General features: G+C 71.9%; 14 protein-coding genes. 13 read left to right on the top strand and 1 reads right to left on the bottom strand.

Going from position 1 to position 15995, the window contains the following annotated elements:
• Positions 1 to 126: 126 nt before the first annotated feature.
• The 6 genes from cobA (at position 127) to ettA (ending at position 9078) form a co-directional block, all read left to right on the top strand.
• A complete protein-coding gene (cobA, locus tag ABZ806_RS09425) occupies positions 127 to 1365 on the top strand; it encodes a uroporphyrinogen-III C-methyltransferase (RefSeq protein WP_500216402.1) in 1239 nt (412 codons plus the stop codon).
• Positions 1362 to 3335, top strand: a complete 1974-nt coding sequence (locus tag ABZ806_RS09420) for a GTPase family protein (protein ID WP_500216401.1) — start codon at positions 1362 to 1364, stop codon at positions 3333 to 3335. The genes cobA and ABZ806_RS09420 overlap by 4 nt, the downstream gene beginning before the upstream one ends.
• Entirely contained in the window at positions 3332 to 5035 is a 1704-nt protein-coding gene (locus ABZ806_RS09415; protein ID WP_500216400.1) for a GTPase family protein, read from the top strand. Before ABZ806_RS09420 ends, ABZ806_RS09415 begins: the two co-directional genes overlap by 4 nt.
• An 84-nt stretch (positions 5036 to 5119) precedes the next feature.
• A complete protein-coding gene (locus ABZ806_RS09410; RefSeq protein WP_500216399.1) occupies positions 5120 to 5581 on the top strand; it encodes a single-stranded DNA-binding protein in 462 nt (153 codons plus the stop codon).
• A gap of 473 nt (positions 5582 to 6054) precedes the next feature.
• A complete protein-coding gene (locus tag ABZ806_RS09405) occupies positions 6055 to 7347 on the top strand; it encodes a sensor domain-containing diguanylate cyclase (protein ID WP_500216398.1) in 1293 nt (430 codons plus the stop codon).
• Positions 7348 to 7413: 66 nt separating this feature from the next.
• Complete coding sequence (gene ettA / locus ABZ806_RS09400; RefSeq protein WP_500216397.1) at positions 7414 to 9078, top strand: energy-dependent translational throttle protein EttA; 1665 nt, start codon at positions 7414 to 7416, stop codon at positions 9076 to 9078.
• Positions 9079 to 9226: 148 nt separating this feature from the next.
• Here the strand turns inward: ettA and ABZ806_RS09395 are convergent, their stop codons facing one another.
• Positions 9227 to 9535 (bottom strand): hypothetical protein, encoded by a 309-nt coding sequence (locus tag ABZ806_RS09395; protein ID WP_500216396.1) that lies wholly within the window; start codon positions 9533 to 9535, stop codon positions 9227 to 9229.
• Between the two features lie 155 nt (positions 9536 to 9690).
• On the opposite strand from ABZ806_RS09395, the gene ABZ806_RS09390 reads away from it, so the two are divergent.
• The 7 genes from ABZ806_RS09390 (at position 9691) to ABZ806_RS09360 (ending at position 15958) form a co-directional block, all read left to right on the top strand.
• Positions 9691 to 10539, top strand: a complete 849-nt coding sequence (locus ABZ806_RS09390) for a helix-turn-helix domain-containing protein (RefSeq protein WP_500216395.1) — start codon at positions 9691 to 9693, stop codon at positions 10537 to 10539.
• A gap of 11 nt (positions 10540 to 10550) precedes the next feature.
• A complete protein-coding gene (locus ABZ806_RS09385; protein WP_500216394.1) occupies positions 10551 to 10814 on the top strand; it encodes a DUF397 domain-containing protein in 264 nt (87 codons plus the stop codon).
• A gap of 85 nt (positions 10815 to 10899) precedes the next feature.
• On the top strand, positions 10900 to 11163 hold the full coding sequence (locus tag ABZ806_RS09380; RefSeq protein WP_500216393.1) for a DUF397 domain-containing protein: 264 nt from the start codon (positions 10900 to 10902) through the stop codon (positions 11161 to 11163).
• A 648-nt stretch (positions 11164 to 11811) separates the two neighbouring features.
• On the top strand, positions 11812 to 12342 hold the full coding sequence (locus tag ABZ806_RS09375) for an RNA polymerase sigma factor (protein ID WP_500216392.1): 531 nt from the start codon (positions 11812 to 11814) through the stop codon (positions 12340 to 12342).
• Positions 12339 to 13016: a hypothetical protein gene (locus ABZ806_RS09370; protein WP_500216391.1), complete on the top strand. Its 678-nt coding sequence runs from the start codon at positions 12339 to 12341 to the stop codon at positions 13014 to 13016. Before ABZ806_RS09375 ends, ABZ806_RS09370 begins: the two co-directional genes overlap by 4 nt.
• Positions 13017 to 13124: 108 nt before the next feature.
• Positions 13125 to 14633 (top strand): aldehyde dehydrogenase (NADP(+)), encoded by a 1509-nt coding sequence (locus ABZ806_RS09365; protein WP_500216498.1) that lies wholly within the window; start codon positions 13125 to 13127, stop codon positions 14631 to 14633.
• The gene (locus ABZ806_RS09360; RefSeq protein ID WP_500216390.1) at positions 14630 to 15958 is read left to right on the top strand and encodes an enolase C-terminal domain-like protein; all 1329 of its coding nucleotides are present in this window, start codon (positions 14630 to 14632) and stop codon (positions 15956 to 15958) included. The genes ABZ806_RS09365 and ABZ806_RS09360 overlap by 4 nt, the downstream gene beginning before the upstream one ends.
• Positions 15959 to 15995 lie beyond the last annotated feature (37 nt).

Below are 15995 nucleotides of genomic sequence, written 5' to 3'. Positions count from 1 at the left end.
GCATGATCACGGGTTGAGTCACGCTCGGCTATCGAACGGGCGGAGCCCCTCTCCACGGACTCGACATCCCGAGTACCTTTGTTCCACGAAGACACTGCCGGTCACCGTCGTCGAGAGAACCACCACGTGCCCCCGTACCTGCTTGGCCTGCGACTCGCCGGGCGACGCGTCCTCGTCGTCGGCGGGGGCCGGGTCGCCCAGCGCCGGGTCCCCGCGCTCCTGGACGCGGGCGCCGACGTCGTCCTCGTCTCGCCCGCCGTCACCGCGACCCTGGAGGGCCTCGCCGGCGGCGGCCGGATCACCTGGCACCAGCGCCCCTACAAGCGCGGCGACTGCCGGGGCGCCTGGCTCGTGCAGGCCGTCACCGACGACGCCGGCGTCAACGCGGACGTGGTCGCCGAGGCCGACGCCGCGCGGATCTGGGCCGTCCGGGCCGACGACGCCGCGGCGTCCCCCGCCTGGACGCCCGCGAGCGGGCACGCGGGCGACGCGACCGTCGGCGTCCTGCTCGGCGGCGACCCGCGCCGCGCCGCCGGCATCCGCGACGCCGTGGTCGAGGGGCTGCGCGACGGCGCGCTCGAATCCCGGCACTCCCGGCGTAAGCCCGCGGGGGTCGCGCTCGTCGGCGGCGGCCCCGGAGACCCCGGCCTGATCACCGTGCGCGGGCGGCAGCTGCTCGCCATGGCCGACGTCGTCGTCACCGACCGGCTCGCCCCCGGCGGGCTGCTGGACGAGCTGGCCGCCGACGTCGAGGTGATCGACGCCGCCAAGATCCCCTACGGGCGCACCGTCACCCAGGACCGCATCAACGAGTACCTGGTCGAGCACGCGAAGGCCGGGCGCTTCGTGGTCCGGCTCAAGGGCGGCGACCCGTTCGTGTTCGGCCGGGGCGGCGAGGAGGCCCTCTACTGCGCCCGGCACGGCGTCCCGGTCACGGTCGTCCCCGGGATCACCAGCGCGGTCGCCGTGCCGTCCGCCGCGGGCATCCCGGTCACCCACCGGGGGGTGTCGCAGGAGTTCCACGTGGTCTCCGCGCACGTCCCGCCCGGCCACCCTGGCTCGACCGTCGACTGGCCGGCGCTGGGCCGCGCGAACGGCACGATCGTCCTGCTCATGGCGGTGGAGCGGATGGCGCTCATCGCACCGGCGCTCATGCGCTATGGTCGATCGTCCGACACGCCGGTGGCCGTCGTACAGGACGGCACGCTCCCCGGCCAGCGCGTGCTGACGGCGACGCTGGGCACGGTGGCCGACGAGATGTCCGCCGCCGGCGTCCGGCCCCCGGCGATCGTGGTCGTCGGCGACGTGGTGACCGTGGCACGAGAGATCGACATGATTCGAGCGGACATGGGACGGGATCCGTGACACCCCCGGCAGAGCGAAGCGCGGTCCACGACGAGGAGGCCGCCGGCCGGGAACGCGGGATCGACGACTCCGCGGCGCCCGGTCCGGCCGCCGTGCCCGAGAAGGACGCCGTGCCTGACAAGGACAGCCCCGAGACCTCCGAAGCCCCCGAGACCCCTGCCGATTCCGAACCCCCCGAGAGCTCCGGCGCGCCGAAGAAGGCCGCCCCGTCCGCCAAGGGCGGGGGCCGGGCCAGGGGCGGACGGCGCCGCGCCCCCCGGACGGGCGTCGCGACCGGCGGCGGGACGGTCCGCCAGGGCGAGCTGATCCGGGCGCTCACCGCGCTGCGCGAGCAGCTCGGCGCGTTCGACCTGCTGCTGGACGTCCCCGGCGTGCAGGAGGCCCGCGAGGCCCGCGCCGAACTGCGCGGCCAGCTGGAGGACTACGTCCTCCCGCGCATCCAGGCCGCCGGCGCGCCGCTGCTCGTGGTGCTCGGCGGATCGACCGGCGCGGGCAAGTCCACGCTGGTCAACACCCTCGTCGGCGCCCGGGTGAGCGCCACCGGCGTGCTGCGCCCCACCACCAGCAGCCCCATCCTGGTCTGCCACCCCGACCACACCGAGTGGTTCATGAACGGGCCGATGCTGCCCGGCATGGGCCGCGTCCGCGGCCCCGCGCCCGACGCCATCGCCGGTGACCAGCTGGTCATCATCGGCAGCGACGTGCTGCCGCCCGGCCTCGCGCTGCTCGACAGCCCCGACTTCGACTCCGTCTTCGAGGACCACTACGAGTTCGCCACCAAGCTGATGGCGGCCGCCGACCTGTGGCTGTGCGTCACCACCGCCGCCCGGTACGCCGACGCGCAGGTGTGGCAGATGCTGCAGCGCGCCAAGGAGAACGGCGCCACGATCGGCGTCGTCCTGTCCCGCGTCCCCGACGGCGCCGAGGTCGTCGAGCACTTCGGCGAGATGCTCGACGAGCACCGGGTCGGCGACGCGCAGCGCTTCACCATCCCCGAGACCCGCATCGAGAACAGCCGGCTCCCCGAGGAGACCGCCGAGGACATCCGCGAATGGCTGATCGGCGTCGCCGAGGACGCCGAGGACCGCGAGATCGTCATCAGCGACACCCTCGCCGCCGTCCTGGACAGCCTGCGCACCCGCGTCCCCGAGGTCGCCCGGCAGGTCGAGGCGCAGGTCGAGCAGCGTGCCGAACTGGCCCGCGAGGTCGAGGCCGGGTACGGCACCGCCCTCGCCGAACTCGACGAGGCCACCCGCAACGGCTCGCTGCTGCGCGGCGAGGTCCTGGCCCGCTGGCAGGACTTCGCCGGCACCGGCGACCTGCTCAAGGCGCTGCACGTGCAGCGGTCCCGGCGCGGCCGGGGCGCCGGGCGCCGGGCCGGCCGCCGCAGCCCCGCCCGGGTGCGCGCGCTGAAGGCGGCGCTGCGCAGCGGGCTCGAATCACTGATCATGGCGTCCGCGGAGCACGGCGCCGAGCAGGTCATCGCGCGCTGGCGCGACCACCCGTCCGGGCGGCAGGTCCTCGCCGGGGTGGACGCCGACCTCGCGCACGTCTCCCCGGAGCTGTCGCGCCGCGTCACCCGGGCCGTCAGCTCCTGGCAGGACCACGTCCAGGAGCTGATCCGCACCGAGGGCGTCACCAAGCGCTCGGTCGCGAAGCTGGTCTCGTTCGACACCGAGGCGGTCTCCCTCGTCCTGACGATCGGCCTGCTCGGCTACGGCACGTCCGACGTGGCCGTCGAGGGCGGCAACAGCGCCGTCCCGCAGCGGCTGCTGAAGGCGCTGTTCGGCGCCGAGTCGCTGCGCGGCATGGGCGCCAAGGCCCGCGCCGACCTGCGCAGCCGCATCGGCATGCTGTTCGACGAGGAGGCCATCCGGTTCGGGCAGGTGCTCGACTCGGCCGGCATCCCGGACGAGACCGTCCCCGTCCAGCTGTACCAGGCCACCTACAACCTCGAGGTCGCCCGATGACCACCTCGGCCCTCCCCGCGAACTCGCCGGCGGCGACCGGCGGGATCCCGACGCTCGGCGAGGCCGCGCCCGCGGCCGTGCCCACCGGCCCGCCGGGGCTGGTCGACCGGCTGGGCGCCCTCGACCGGCTCGTGCAGACCGGGTACGGGCGGCTCGAGCAGCCCGTCCTGGACGACGCCGGGGCACTGCTCGACCGGGCCGGCCAGCGGCTGCGGCTGTCCGGCGACCACACCGTCGTCACCCTCGCCGGCGGCACCGGCAGCGGCAAGTCGTCCCTGTTCAACGCGATCTGCGGGCTGGAGCTGTCGCCGACCGGGATGCGCCGCCCGATGACGTCCAAGGCCCACTCCTGCGTCTGGGGGCTGGACGGCGCCGGGCCGCTGCTCGACTGGCTCGACGTCGACAAGCGGCACCGCTACGCCCGCGCCAGCGCCCTCGACCTGGAGCGCGCCGACGCCGGCCTGCAGGGCCTCGTCCTCATCGACCTGCCCGACCACGACTCCATCCAGGCCGTGCACCGCGCCGAGGTCGACCGGTTCGTCACCATCGCCGACCTCCTCGTCTGGGTCGTCGACCCGCAGAAGTACGCCGACGCCGCCCTGCACCGCAACTACATCGTCCCGTTCGCCCGGCACACCGGCGTCACCCTGATCGTCCTCAACCAGGTCGACCGGCTCGCCCCGCACGAGATCGACGACTGCGTCGCCGACCTGCGCCGCCTGCTGGAGGCCGAGGGCCTCGCCGACCCGCGGATCGTGACCACCTCCGCCGTCGCCGAGGACGGCGTGCACGGCTTCCGCGACGTCCTCATCGACACCGTCGCCGCCCGCCGCGCCCGCACCGAGCGCCTGTCCGCCGACGTCGACCGGGTCGCCGAGGGCTTCACCGCCTACCGCTTCGACGCCGAGCCGCCCACCACCGTCGACGACGGCCGCCGCGCCGAGCTGATCCAGGCCCTGACCGACGCCGCGGGCGCGCCCGCCGTCGCCGAGGCCATGGAGAGCGCCTACGAGCTGCGCGCCGCCGACTTCGTCGGCTGGCCCGTCACCGCCATCATCAACCGGCTCCGCTCGGACCCCCTCCGCCGGATGCGCCTGACCGAACTGCGCGAGGAGCTCCGCAACGCCTTCACCGGCCCGATCGGCGCCCAGCAGGGCGACGTCGACAACGCGCTCCAGGGCGTCACCGAGGGCCTGACCCCGGACCTGCCCACCCACTGGGGGCGCTCGGTCCGCGCGGCGGCCCGCTCCCACGCCACCGAGATCCCCGAGGCGCTCGGCGAGTCGCTGAAGGAGGCGCTGCCCACCTTCAACGCGGTGCCGCGCTGGTGGTGGCTGGTGAAGACCTGGCAGTACTTCCTCGTCCTGGTCGCCGTCCTCAGCGTCGTGTGGATCGGCTTCCTCGTCGCCTACGGCCTCCTCGGCGTCGGCGGCGACGACCCGGGCGGCCTCATCGGCCAGGCGGGCCTGATCCCCTACGTGGCGGTGCTGGTGGTCTGCACCCTGGGCATGGGCTGGCTCACCGCCTCCGCCTGCCGCAACCTGGTCGCGCTGTCGTCGGCCAAACACGGCGAGAAGATGGAGCACCACATGCGGCTCGGCATCGAGCGCGTCGCCTTCGAGAAGGTCGTCGAGCCCATCGAGGACGACCTGGAGATCTACGCCCGCTTCCGCGAGGACGTCGACCTGGCCCTCGGCTGAGTTATCCACAATTCCCCGACCCCCTGCCGCCCGACCTCCCGCCGGGCCACCGTTGACCTCACAACCGAGACGACGGAGGTCACAGTGAACGAGGCGCACATCACCATCACCGGCTGGGTCGCCGCGGAGCCCCGCTACGCCGTAACGTCCAACGGAACCCCGTTCCTCTCCCTGCGGGTGGGCTGCACGCCCCGCCGCTTCGACCGCCAGACCAACCAGTGGCAGGACGACGAGCCCCTCCACGTCACGGTCAACTGCTGGCGCAACCTCGCCGAGAACGTCAACGCGTCCGAACTCCAGCGCGGCACGCCCGTCGTCCTCACCGGCCGGCTGCGCATCCGCCAGTACGAACGCGACGACCAGTGGCGCTTCTCCGCCGAGGTCGAGGCCATGACCCTGGGCCCCGACCTGAACCGGGGCACCGTCGACTTCCGCCCCGCCCAGCGCAGCGGCCCGCTGACCGACGAAGACCGCCGGCTGGCCCGCGACACCGCCGACCAATGGGCCCTGACCGCCCCCGCCGAAGAAGAGCCCAAAGCCGCCTGACGCGCATACCCGCCGCCGGGAAAGCCGACCGCCTCAACCGGCCACCCCGCCGCCGATGAGCGGAGGCACCCGCCGCGTGATACCCGGCTCGCCAACACCAGAAAGGCACTCGCCTTAGCAGTCAAGCCTGCTAGTGACGGGTGACGGCTGGCCGGCCCCTTGGCGGCGGGGGTGGTGTTCGGGGCGTTCGGGGGGTGGGTTCGTTCGAGGGGGAGCGGGGGCGGGCCGGTGTTGTGGGTACCGGGCGCGCCCCCGCGCCTAGGGGTATTTTCTGCGGCCTGGTCAGATCCAGGAAATGCCGCGCATGGCGATATCCCCCTCAGGATGTGCTGAGCACCGCGATCCCGCGGGCCCCGATGCGGGTGGCCGGGACGGTCACCCGCATGTGCCTTCCCGAACGTACCTGTTTCACGCCCGTTCCGCACACGTTGCAACTATCGTGTTACACAACGTGATTCGCGTAAGGGGGAAGGATGACGGCAGTGCAGTCGTCCGCCGAGGACCGTGGTGGGGAATTGGCCCGCACGCCCGGGCGCCGGGTGCGGCTGGGGCGTCCGTCCCTGCTCGTGATCTACGTGCCGGTGCTCGTCGCCGTACATCTGGCGCTCACCGTCGCGGGGCTGGTGGAGACCCCGTTCTGGGGCGACGACCTGATGACGTTCGCGGCGCTGCTGGCCTCCGCGGCGGTGTGCATCGAGGCGACCCGGCGGCTCGGCATGCCGGCCGGCGTCGCCCGCGACCTGCTGTCGGCCTGGTGGCTGCCGGTCGCGCTGCTGCTGCCGCCGGTCTACGCGCTGCTGATCCCGGTACCGGTGCAGGCACTGCTCCAGTTCCGGGTGCGGCGGACGCTGGTCTACCGGCGGGCGGTGGTCGCCGCCGCGGTCGGGATCGCCGGTGCGTGCGCCTCCGCGGTGTTCCATCTGGTGGTGCCCGAGCCGCTGGAGGGGGCGCCGCAGTGGGTGGTCGAGGCGTATCCGGGCATCCCGGCCGCCGTCGGGTGCGCGGCGCTGTTCACGGTGGTGAACGCGGCGCTCGTCGCGGTCGCGGCGCACGCGGCGAGCCCCGAGAGCCGCTGGCGGGACGTCCTGTGGACCCGCGAGAGCCTGCTGCTGGACCTGGTGGAGCTGTGCGTCGGCATCATCGTGGCGATCATCAGCGCCCTGTCGCTGGGCCTGCTGTTCCTGGCGCTGCCCCCCGTGATGCTGCTGCAGCGCAGCCTGATGCACCAGCAGCTGCAGGCCGCCGCCCGGACCGACGCCAAGACGGGCCTGCTGAACGCGGCGGCCTGGCAGCGGGAGGCCGACACGGAGCTGTCCCGGGCACAGCGCACCCATGACGCGGTCGCCCTGCTCCTGATCGACATCGACCACTTCAAGCGGGTCAACGACACCCACGGCCACCTGATCGGCGACCAGGTCCTCGTGGGGGTGGCCAGCACGCTGTGCCACCAGCTGCGCGACTACGACGTGGTGGGCCGGTTCGGCGGCGAGGAGTTCGTGGTGCTGCTGCCGGGCGCCGACACCGTGGAGGCGTGCCGGGTGGCCGAACGGCTCCGCGGCCGGGTCCGCAAACTCGCGGTGCCGGCCGAGGAGGGGACGGTCACGGTCACGGTGTCGGTCGGGGTCGCGCTCTTCCGCACCCACGGCCAGGACCTGCTGGAACTGCTGGCCGCCGCCGACCTGGCCCTCTACCGCGCCAAGTCCTCCGGCCGCGACCGAGTCTGCCTACCGGCACTGGAGGGCCCCAAGACCTCCGGCGGCACCTGACCCCGCACCGGGAGGGGATTTGCGGGGGCGACGAAGCGGTGCTCGGGACCCTCTAGGCTTGTGGATATGGCCGAGTACATCTACACGATGCAGCGTGTTCGCAAGGCGCATGGCGACAAGGTCGTCCTGGACGACGTCACCCTGCATTTCCTGCCGGGCGCGAAGATCGGAGTCCTGGGGCCGAACGGCACCGGCAAGTCGACGCTGCTGCGGATGATGGCCGGTCTGGAACAGCCGTCCAACGGCGACGCGCGCCTCATGCCGGGGTTCACCGTGGGCATGCTCCAGCAGGAGCCCCCGCTGAACGAGGAGAAGACCGTCCTCGGGAACGTGCAGGAGGGCGTCGCCGAGACCAAGGCGATGGTCGACCGGTTCAACGAGATCGCCGAGAAGATGGCGACGGACTACTCCGACGCGCTGATGGAGGAGATGGGCAAGCTGCAGGAGCAGCTCGACCATCGCAACGCCTGGGACCTCGACAGCCAGCTGGAGCAGGCGATGGACGCGCTCCGCTGCCCGCCGCCGGACGCCGACGTCACGAAGCTGTCGGGTGGTGAGCGCCGGCGCGTCGCGCTGTGCAAGCTCCTGCTCGAAGCGCCCGACCTGCTGCTGCTGGACGAGCCCACCAACCACCTGGACGCCGAGAGCGTCCAGTGGCTGGAGCAGTTCCTCGCCAAGTACGAGGGCACCGTCCTGGCCGTCACCCACGACCGGTACTTCCTCGACAACGTCGCGACCTGGATCCTGGAGCTCGACCGCGGCCGCTGCTACCCCTATGAGGGCAACTACTCCCTCTACCTGGAGAAGAAGGCCGAGCGCCTCAAGGTCGAGGGCAACAAGGACGCCAAGCGCAAGAAGCGCCTGGAGGACGAGCTGGAGTGGGTCCGGTCCAACCCGAAGGCGCGGCAGACCAAGAGCAAGGCCCGCCTGGAGCGCTACGAGGAGATGGCCGCCGAGGCCGCCAAGACCCGCAAGCTGGACTTCGAGGAGATCCAGATCCCGCCGGGCCCCCGCCTCGGCAACACGGTGATCGTCGCCGACAAGCTCACGAAGGGCTTCGACGACCGCGTCCTGATGGACGACCTGTCGTTCAACCTGCCCCCGAACGGCATCGTCGGCGTCATCGGCCCGAACGGCGTCGGCAAGACCACGCTCTTCCGCATGATCGTCGGCGAGGAGCAGCCGGACTCCGGTGAACTGCGGGTCGGCGAGACCGTCAAGGTCTCCTACGTCGACCAGGGTCGCGGCGGCATCGACCCGAAGAAGACGGTGTGGCAGGTCGTCTCGGACGGGCTCGACCACATCAACGTCGGCCAGGTCGAGATGCCGTCCCGCGCCTACGTCGCCGCGTTCGGGTTCAAGGGCCCCGACCAGCAGAAGCCCGCCGGCGTCCTCTCCGGAGGCGAGCGCAACCGGCTCAACCTGGCGCTGACCCTCAAGCTGGGCGGCAACGTCCTGCTGCTGGACGAGCCGACCAACGACCTGGACACCGAGACCCTGTCCAGCCTGGAGAACGCGCTCCTCGAATTCCCCGGCTGCGCCGTGATCACCTCGCACGACCGGTGGTTCCTGGACCGCATCGCCACCCACATCCTCGCGTGGGAGGAGGGCTCGAACTGGTTCTGGTTCGAGGGCAACTACGCCGACTACGAGAAGAACAAGATCGAGCGACTGGGCGCCGACGCCGCCCGCCCGCACCGGGTGACGCACCGCAAGCTCACCCGCGACTGACCGCACCACACCCCGGCCGCTGCTCGACCTGCGGCCACCCGGACGGGACGGCCGCGCGACTGACTCGACCATCGCGCGGCCGCCAGTCCGTCCGCTCGCGGGGCCTGTTGCCCGTCATCACGGGGCTCCCGCCTGCCACGGGACACCCTCAGCCGTCGCGCCCGTCGATCCAGATGAGCCGCCGGTCTCCGCCTCGCGTGTACGCCTTGAGGGCCCGCTGCGCGGAGGACAGCCTGCCCACCATGCCGTTCTGCGGCAGGTAGAGCAGGGTCTCGTCGTCGAAGGCCATCCCCCAGCCGACGATTCCGGCGTCCTCGTCGTCCGCCCACACCTCGCACAGCGAGAACCGCCGGGGCGCGAACTCCACGGACAGCTCCGTGAGCTCCGCCATGAGCGCCCGCTCGTCGCCGAAGACCGCCGACATGTCCAGACCCGCAGGCCCCTCACCGATGTGCATGTGCGCTCCCTTGTTTGAGCAACATAGCAACGTTGCTCCGTGTTCGAAGTAGAACATAGAGTAGCGATCGCCGCTACCGATGTGACTACATCCGGTGTGAGCAGTTGGCATGATGGACGTGTTTGGATCACGTCAGCGGCGATCCGGGGAGAGCGATGTCCAACTTGAAGCAGGCGACCGTAGCTGTCAGGGGTCTTGGAAGCGAGCTGCGTGCGTTGCGCATCAACAAGCAACAGAGTTGCAGGAAGGTCGCCGATCAGCTCGGCTGGCAAGCGTCGAAGATCTCGCGCATTGAGACCGGCAAGCAGGGAATCAAGGCCGAGGACCTCGCCTCGCTGCTTGTCGTCTACGGGGTCACCGGGACAGAACGTACTCGGCTGCTGACCATGGCCGAGCGTGCGAGCAAGCCGGGCTGGTGGGAGACCAGCGGCGGGCTGTCGAAAGAGTCGCGGGTACTGATCCAGCTCGAAGCCGACGCGTCTGAGATCACCGCGTTCCAGGCGTTGGTCGTCCCGGGGCTCCTACAGATACCTGAGTACACGCGCGCGGTTATGAAGAGCTGTGATGTCCCAGAGTCGGAGGTCGAAGTCCGCGTAGTCGCGCGGATGGGGAGGCAGGCCATCCTCAACAAGGACGAGCCACCCAATCTGTACACGATCGTCGATGAGATGGCATTGCATCGAGTCCTGGGCAGTCCGCGCACCATGGCGCGTCAACTGCGCCGCCTTATCGAGGCGGCTGAAGAGCCGAACGTCACTCTGCAGGTGTTGCCCTTCGCGCTCGGTGGGCACCCTGGGCTGGACGGTTCCTTCATCGTGATGGACTTCGCTCATGCCAAGCCCGTAGTCCACCTGGAGCACAAGATCTCGGGTCTCTTCTTGGAGGAACCAGCGCAGGTCGCGTTTTTCCGGCATCAGGCGGATAGGCTCATGGAGGTCGCGCTGAGTCCAGCGGAGTCGGTGGATCTTGTTGCGCGCCTCGCACGAGAGCACGCTGGAGAGTGAGGGACGCGGTGATGAGTGGGCCGGAGTTGGCAGGCGCTCGATGGCAGAAGAGCACGCACAGCGGCTCCAATTCGGACTGCGTCGAGGTAGCTCCCGTCTGGCGTGTGAGCACTCACAGTGGCTCCAATTCGAACTGCGTCGAAGTCGCCTCGGGGGTGGGTGAGGTGGCCGTTCGTGACTCCAAGAACCCTGGCGGCTGCGTGCTGATGCTCGACGGCGCCGAGTGGGCGGCGCTCCTCCGCACGATCAAGATCGGCAGCCTCGACCCGGCCTGAAGGCATCCATCCGGGTGGATGGCGCTGAGTCCTGCGGAGTCGGTGGATTTCGTTGCGAGATCATGACGGAGAGTGAGGGACGGGGATGACCACGTCAGATCTAGTGGGCGTCCGGTGGCGGAAGAGCAGCCGTAGTGGCACTAACGCCAACTGTGTCGAGGTTGGGGCCGTCTGGCGTGTGAGCACTCACAGCGGCTCCAATGCGAACTGCGTCGAAGTCGCCTCAGGGGTGGGTGGGGTGGCCGTCCGTGACTCCAAGAACCCTGACAGCTGCGTGCTGATGCTCGACGGCGCCGAGTGGGTGGCGCTCCTCCGCACCATCAAGATTGGCAGCCTCGACCCGGCCTGAAGGCAACCGTCCCCGAGGATGGCACCGCCGCGACGGCTGCGGCGGCTGCGACGGAGTTGGGGCGTGACCCTTTGCCGCACCTGACGTTCGGCGGCGGGATGCGCTGCGCGGCCTGGTGCGCAGGGAGGCGGTCGAGGTGCTGCCCCGCGTCTTCACGTGCTTCATGCGCAGGGCCTTGCGCGATCACGGGCGGCGCGAATCCGCCGCCTTCCACGCGCTGACGAAGCTCTGGGTCTTCGGTCTGAGGTGACGGGCGGGGACGTCGGGTTCGTGGTTGCGGGCCGGGCGGCCCGCCGGGTGGGCGGTGGGTCACTTCGTGGACGGTCGTCGTTGTGGCTTGGATTGGCCGGCCGGTGGGGTGTGAAATGGGGGATCGTACAGGGCGCGGTGGGTGGAATTTGGTTCGTGGTGTTGTTGGGCGAATGTCGGGTTTGGTGGGTGTTTTCCAATTCTCTGGCGATCTTGACTGGGGGCATCAGGGCAGGTTGGCAGAGGTTTTCGGTGACCTGGCGGTCATTGGTGATTTTGATCATTGCTGGGGCGCGGGGGATGTTGGTGAATGTGAGCTCTGGCGGCGGTCATATGCGTAAGACTGGGGTGAAAGTCGTTCGTGCGACTGCGGAGGAGCTTTGTGGTGGAGTCGCTGAGGTGGATCTTCTGCGGCGGGCATTTCCCGGGCCGGGCGGCGCGGTGAGCGGGGACCGGGAGACGCTGGCGTCGTTCCCGGCGTTCCACCGGCACTGGACGCCGCGGCTCACCGGGTATCTGCGGGCCCAGACGGCCGACGGGCGCTGGGTCGAGGCCGTCACGCGGGAGAGCCTGCTCGCCGCGCGGTGCGGCTGGGACGAACTGGTCACCTGCGAGCGGCCGGGCGTCTGGCTGTTCCGCGTCGCGACCACCCTGCTGCGGCGCTGGCAGGCCAAGGCGCGCGAGCAGTGCACGTCGCTGGACGAGATGGTCGCGGGCGAGGCCGGGGGGCGGCTCGACGTGCTGGCGGCGGTCCGCGGGCTGCCGCGCCGGCAGCGGGAGGCCGTCGCGCTGCACTGCCTGCTGGAGTTCCCCGTGCCGGACGTCGCGCGCATCCTCGGCGTGAGCGAGGACGCCGCCGCGACGCATGTGGAGCGGGCGCGCGGGCGGCTGGACGGGCTCGTCGGCGCGGGGAAGGGCGAGGCGCGGTGAGCGGTCCTCGTGACGGCGCCGTGCGGGCCGTGCGGACGCCGTCCCGTGCGGGCCTGGACGGTGTCCTCGCCGATGCCGCGTCGGCCATCGCGTCCATGCCCGAGGAGGAGTTCGCCGTCGGGCTCGGCGACGTGGAGGAGGAGTTCCGGCGGCGGCAGCGCGACGACATCGTGCGGGCCAGGCACGCGTCGTTCGTCGCGTCGCTCGAACTGGACCGGGCCGCCTACGAGCTGGCGCGCCGCCACGAGGCGGACGGGAACCTGGGGGAGGCCGCCCGCTGGTACCGGATCGCGGCCGGCAACGACCACGCGGACGCCGCGCTGCGCCTCGGCCGGACGCTCGACCGGCTCGCCGGTTCGCGCGGCCGCGCGGATCTGCCCCTGGTCACCGAGGCGGCGCAGGCGTACGCGGAGGCTTACGCGGCGGGCCATCCGGAGGCCGCCGACCGGATCGACGCGATGCTCGCCGGTGTCCGGCCGGAGCCGCGGGCCCGCTGCCGCCGCGTCCGCGACGTCCGCGCGGACCAGGTGCTCAGCGAGGAGCGGATCCGGGAGCTGAGCCGGCACGCCGCGCGGTGCACCACCTGCCTGGCGGAGTTCGCGGGCCTGCTGAACAGCGTCTCGGCCGCGCTGCCGTCGGGTCCGGTGACCGATCCGTTCGCCTCAAAGGACTGATACCTCCCGCGCATCGAACAATGCGTTTTTCGTGTTGGACAGGTATCGTTCCCGTCTCCTATCGTCCGTTCCGAACCACTCTGCCGGACGGACGGAGGACGGACCTTGGTGCAGCTCACCGGACGCATGGTGATCGGCTTCGACCGCGTCGCCGGCACGGGGAGGGCGATCACCGCCGTCGATCCCCGCACCGGTGCGAGCCTCGACCCCGCGTACCGCTACGGCGACGAGGGCGACGTGGCACGCGCCTGCGCCCTGGCGGAGGCGGCGTTCGACGCCTACCGGGCGACGACCGCCGAGCAGCGGGCCGCGTTCCTCGAAGTGATCGCCGGCAAGCTGGACGCCCTCGCCGACGACCTCGTCCAGCGCGCGATGGCCGAGACGGGCCTGCCCGAGGCGCGGCTGACCGGCGAGGTCGGCCGCACCACCGGGCAGCTCCGGCTCTTCGCCGCCGACGTCCGCGCCACCGCCGCGCCCGGTTCACTGGACGGCCTCCGCGACGGCGACCGGCCGGTCCTGAGCACCGACCCCGCGAACGACGGCGGGCCCGAGATCCGGCAGGGCCGGGTGCCGCTCGGCCCGGTCGCGGTGTTCGGCGCGAGCAACTTCCCGTTCGCGTTCTCGGTGGCAGGCGGGGACACCGCGTCGGCGCTGGCGGCGGGCTGCCCGGTCGTCGTGAAGGCGCACGACGCCCACCCGGGGACCTGCGAGCTGGTCGGGCAGGCGGTGTCGGAGGCCGTCCAGGTCGCGGGCCTGCCCGAAGGCGTGTTCTCGATGCTGTACGGGGACGGCCCGACGCTCGGCATCGCGCTCGTCACCGACCCGCGCATCCAGGCCGTCGGGTTCACCGGGTCGCGCAAGGCGGGCCTCGCGATCGCGCGGGCGGCGGCGGACCGGCCGCGGCCGATCCCGGTCTACGCGGAGATGAGCAGCGTCAACCCGGTCTTCCTGCTCCCGGACGCCCTCGCGGCGCGCGGCGCCGAACTGGCCGAGGGGTTCGTCGGTTCGGTGACGCTCGGCGCCGGGCAGTTCTGCACCAACCCCGGGCTCGTCTTCGCGGTCGGGGGCCCGCACCTCGACGCGTTCCTGGACGCGGCCGCCAAGGGGATCGAAGCCGACCCCGGCGCGCCGATGCTCACGCCGGGCATCGCGAGCGCCTACGCGGAGGGCGTCCGGCGGCTCGAAGGCCGCCCCGGCGTGGAGATCATCGCGCGCGGGAGGGAACCCGACGCGGCGGCCGGCTGCCGGGCCGCGCTCGCGGTCGTGGACGCCGCCGACTTCGGCCCCGACCTGGAGCAGGAGATCTTCGGCGCCTGCTCGCTCGTGGTCCGCTGCGACGACCTCGACCAGGCCATCGACGTGGCGCGCGGCCTGGAGGGCCAGCTGACCGCGACGATCCACGGCAGGGGCGACGACGCGGCGCGGCTGCTGCCCGTCCTGGAGCGCCTGGCCGGCCGGATCCTGTGGGACGGCTGGCCCACCGGTGTGCGGGTCGGGCACGCGATGGTCCACGGCGGCCCGTTCCCGGCCACGTCCGACGCGCGCACGACGTCCGTGGGGAGCCTCGCCATCGAGCGTTTCCAGCGGCCGATCGCCTACCAGGGGGTGCCCCGATGAGCACGCCGGTCGTCACCGGGATGCGGGTCGTGCCCGTCGCCGGGCACGACAGCATGCTGCTCAACCTGGGCGGCGCGCACGGCCCGTTCTTCACCCGGAACGTGCTGCTGCTCACCGACTCGTCCGGCGGCACGGGCGTCGGCGAGGTGCCGGGCGGCGAGGGCATCCGCAGGACGCTGGAGGACGCCCGCGGCCTGATCGTCGGCAGGCCCATCGGGCGGTCGGACGAGATCCTGAACTCCGTCCGCGCCGCGTTCGGCCACCTGGACGCGGGCGGGCGCGGCCCGCTCACCCACGACACGCGGATCACCGTCCACGCGCTCACCGCGATCGAGTCGGCGCTGCTCGACCTGATGGGGCGGTTCCTCGGCGTGCCGGTCGCGGCGCTGCTCGGCGACGGCGTCCAGCGCCGCGCGATCCCGATGCTCGGCTACCTGTTCTATATCGGCGACCGGAACAGGACTGACCTTCCGTATGAAGCGCCCCCGAAGGACGCGGACGGCTGGTTCCGGGTGCGGCGCGAGGAGGCGCTGACGCCGGACGCGATCGTCCGGCAGGCGGAGGCCGCGCGGGAGCGGTACGGGTTCGCCGACTTCAAGCTCAAGGGCGGCGTGCTGCGGGGCGAGGAGGAGGCCGAGGCGGTGCGGGCGCTCGCCGCGCGGTTCCCGGACGCCCGCATCAACCTCGACCCGAACGGCGCGTGGTCGCTGGACGAGGCGATCCGCATCGGGACCGCGCTCAAGGACGTCCTCGCCTACGCCGAGGACCCGTGCGGCGCCGAACTGGGCTATTCCGGACGGGAGACGATGGCGGAGTTCCGCCGCGCGACCGGCCTGCGCACCGCCACCAACATGATCGCGATCGACTGGCGGGAGCTCGGCCACGCGATCCGGCTGGACGCGGTCGACATCCCGCTCGCCGACCCGCACTTCTGGACGATGCGCGGCTCGGTCCGGGTGGCGCAGCTGTGCGAGGCGTGGGGCCTGACCTGGGGCTCGCACTCCAACAACCACTTCGACGTGTCGCTGGCGATGTTCACGCACGTCGCCGCCGCCGCGCCCGGTGAGATCACCGCGATCGACACGCACTGGATCTGGCAGGACGGCCAGCGCCTCACCAAGGACCCGCTGCGGATCGTGGACGGGAGGATCGCCCTCCCCGACGAACCCGGCCTCGGCATCGACATCGACGAGGAGCGGCTGGCGGAGGCTAACCGGCTCTACGAGCGGCACGGGCTCGGCGACCGCGACGACGAGGCGGCGATGCGGTACCTCGTCCCGGGCTGGACGTTCGATCGCAAGCGACCCTCGCTCGTCCGCGACTGAGACCGCTGCGGGTAACATCGGGCCGACCCCGGTTCCC

It is taken from the genome of Spirillospora sp. NPDC047418 (assembly GCF_040643275.1).
GTDB lineage: Bacteria > Actinomycetota > Actinomycetes > Streptosporangiales > Streptosporangiaceae > Spirillospora.
The sequence above is the reverse complement of the archived record's forward strand: the minus strand, read 5'-3'. Positions and strand labels throughout refer to the sequence as shown.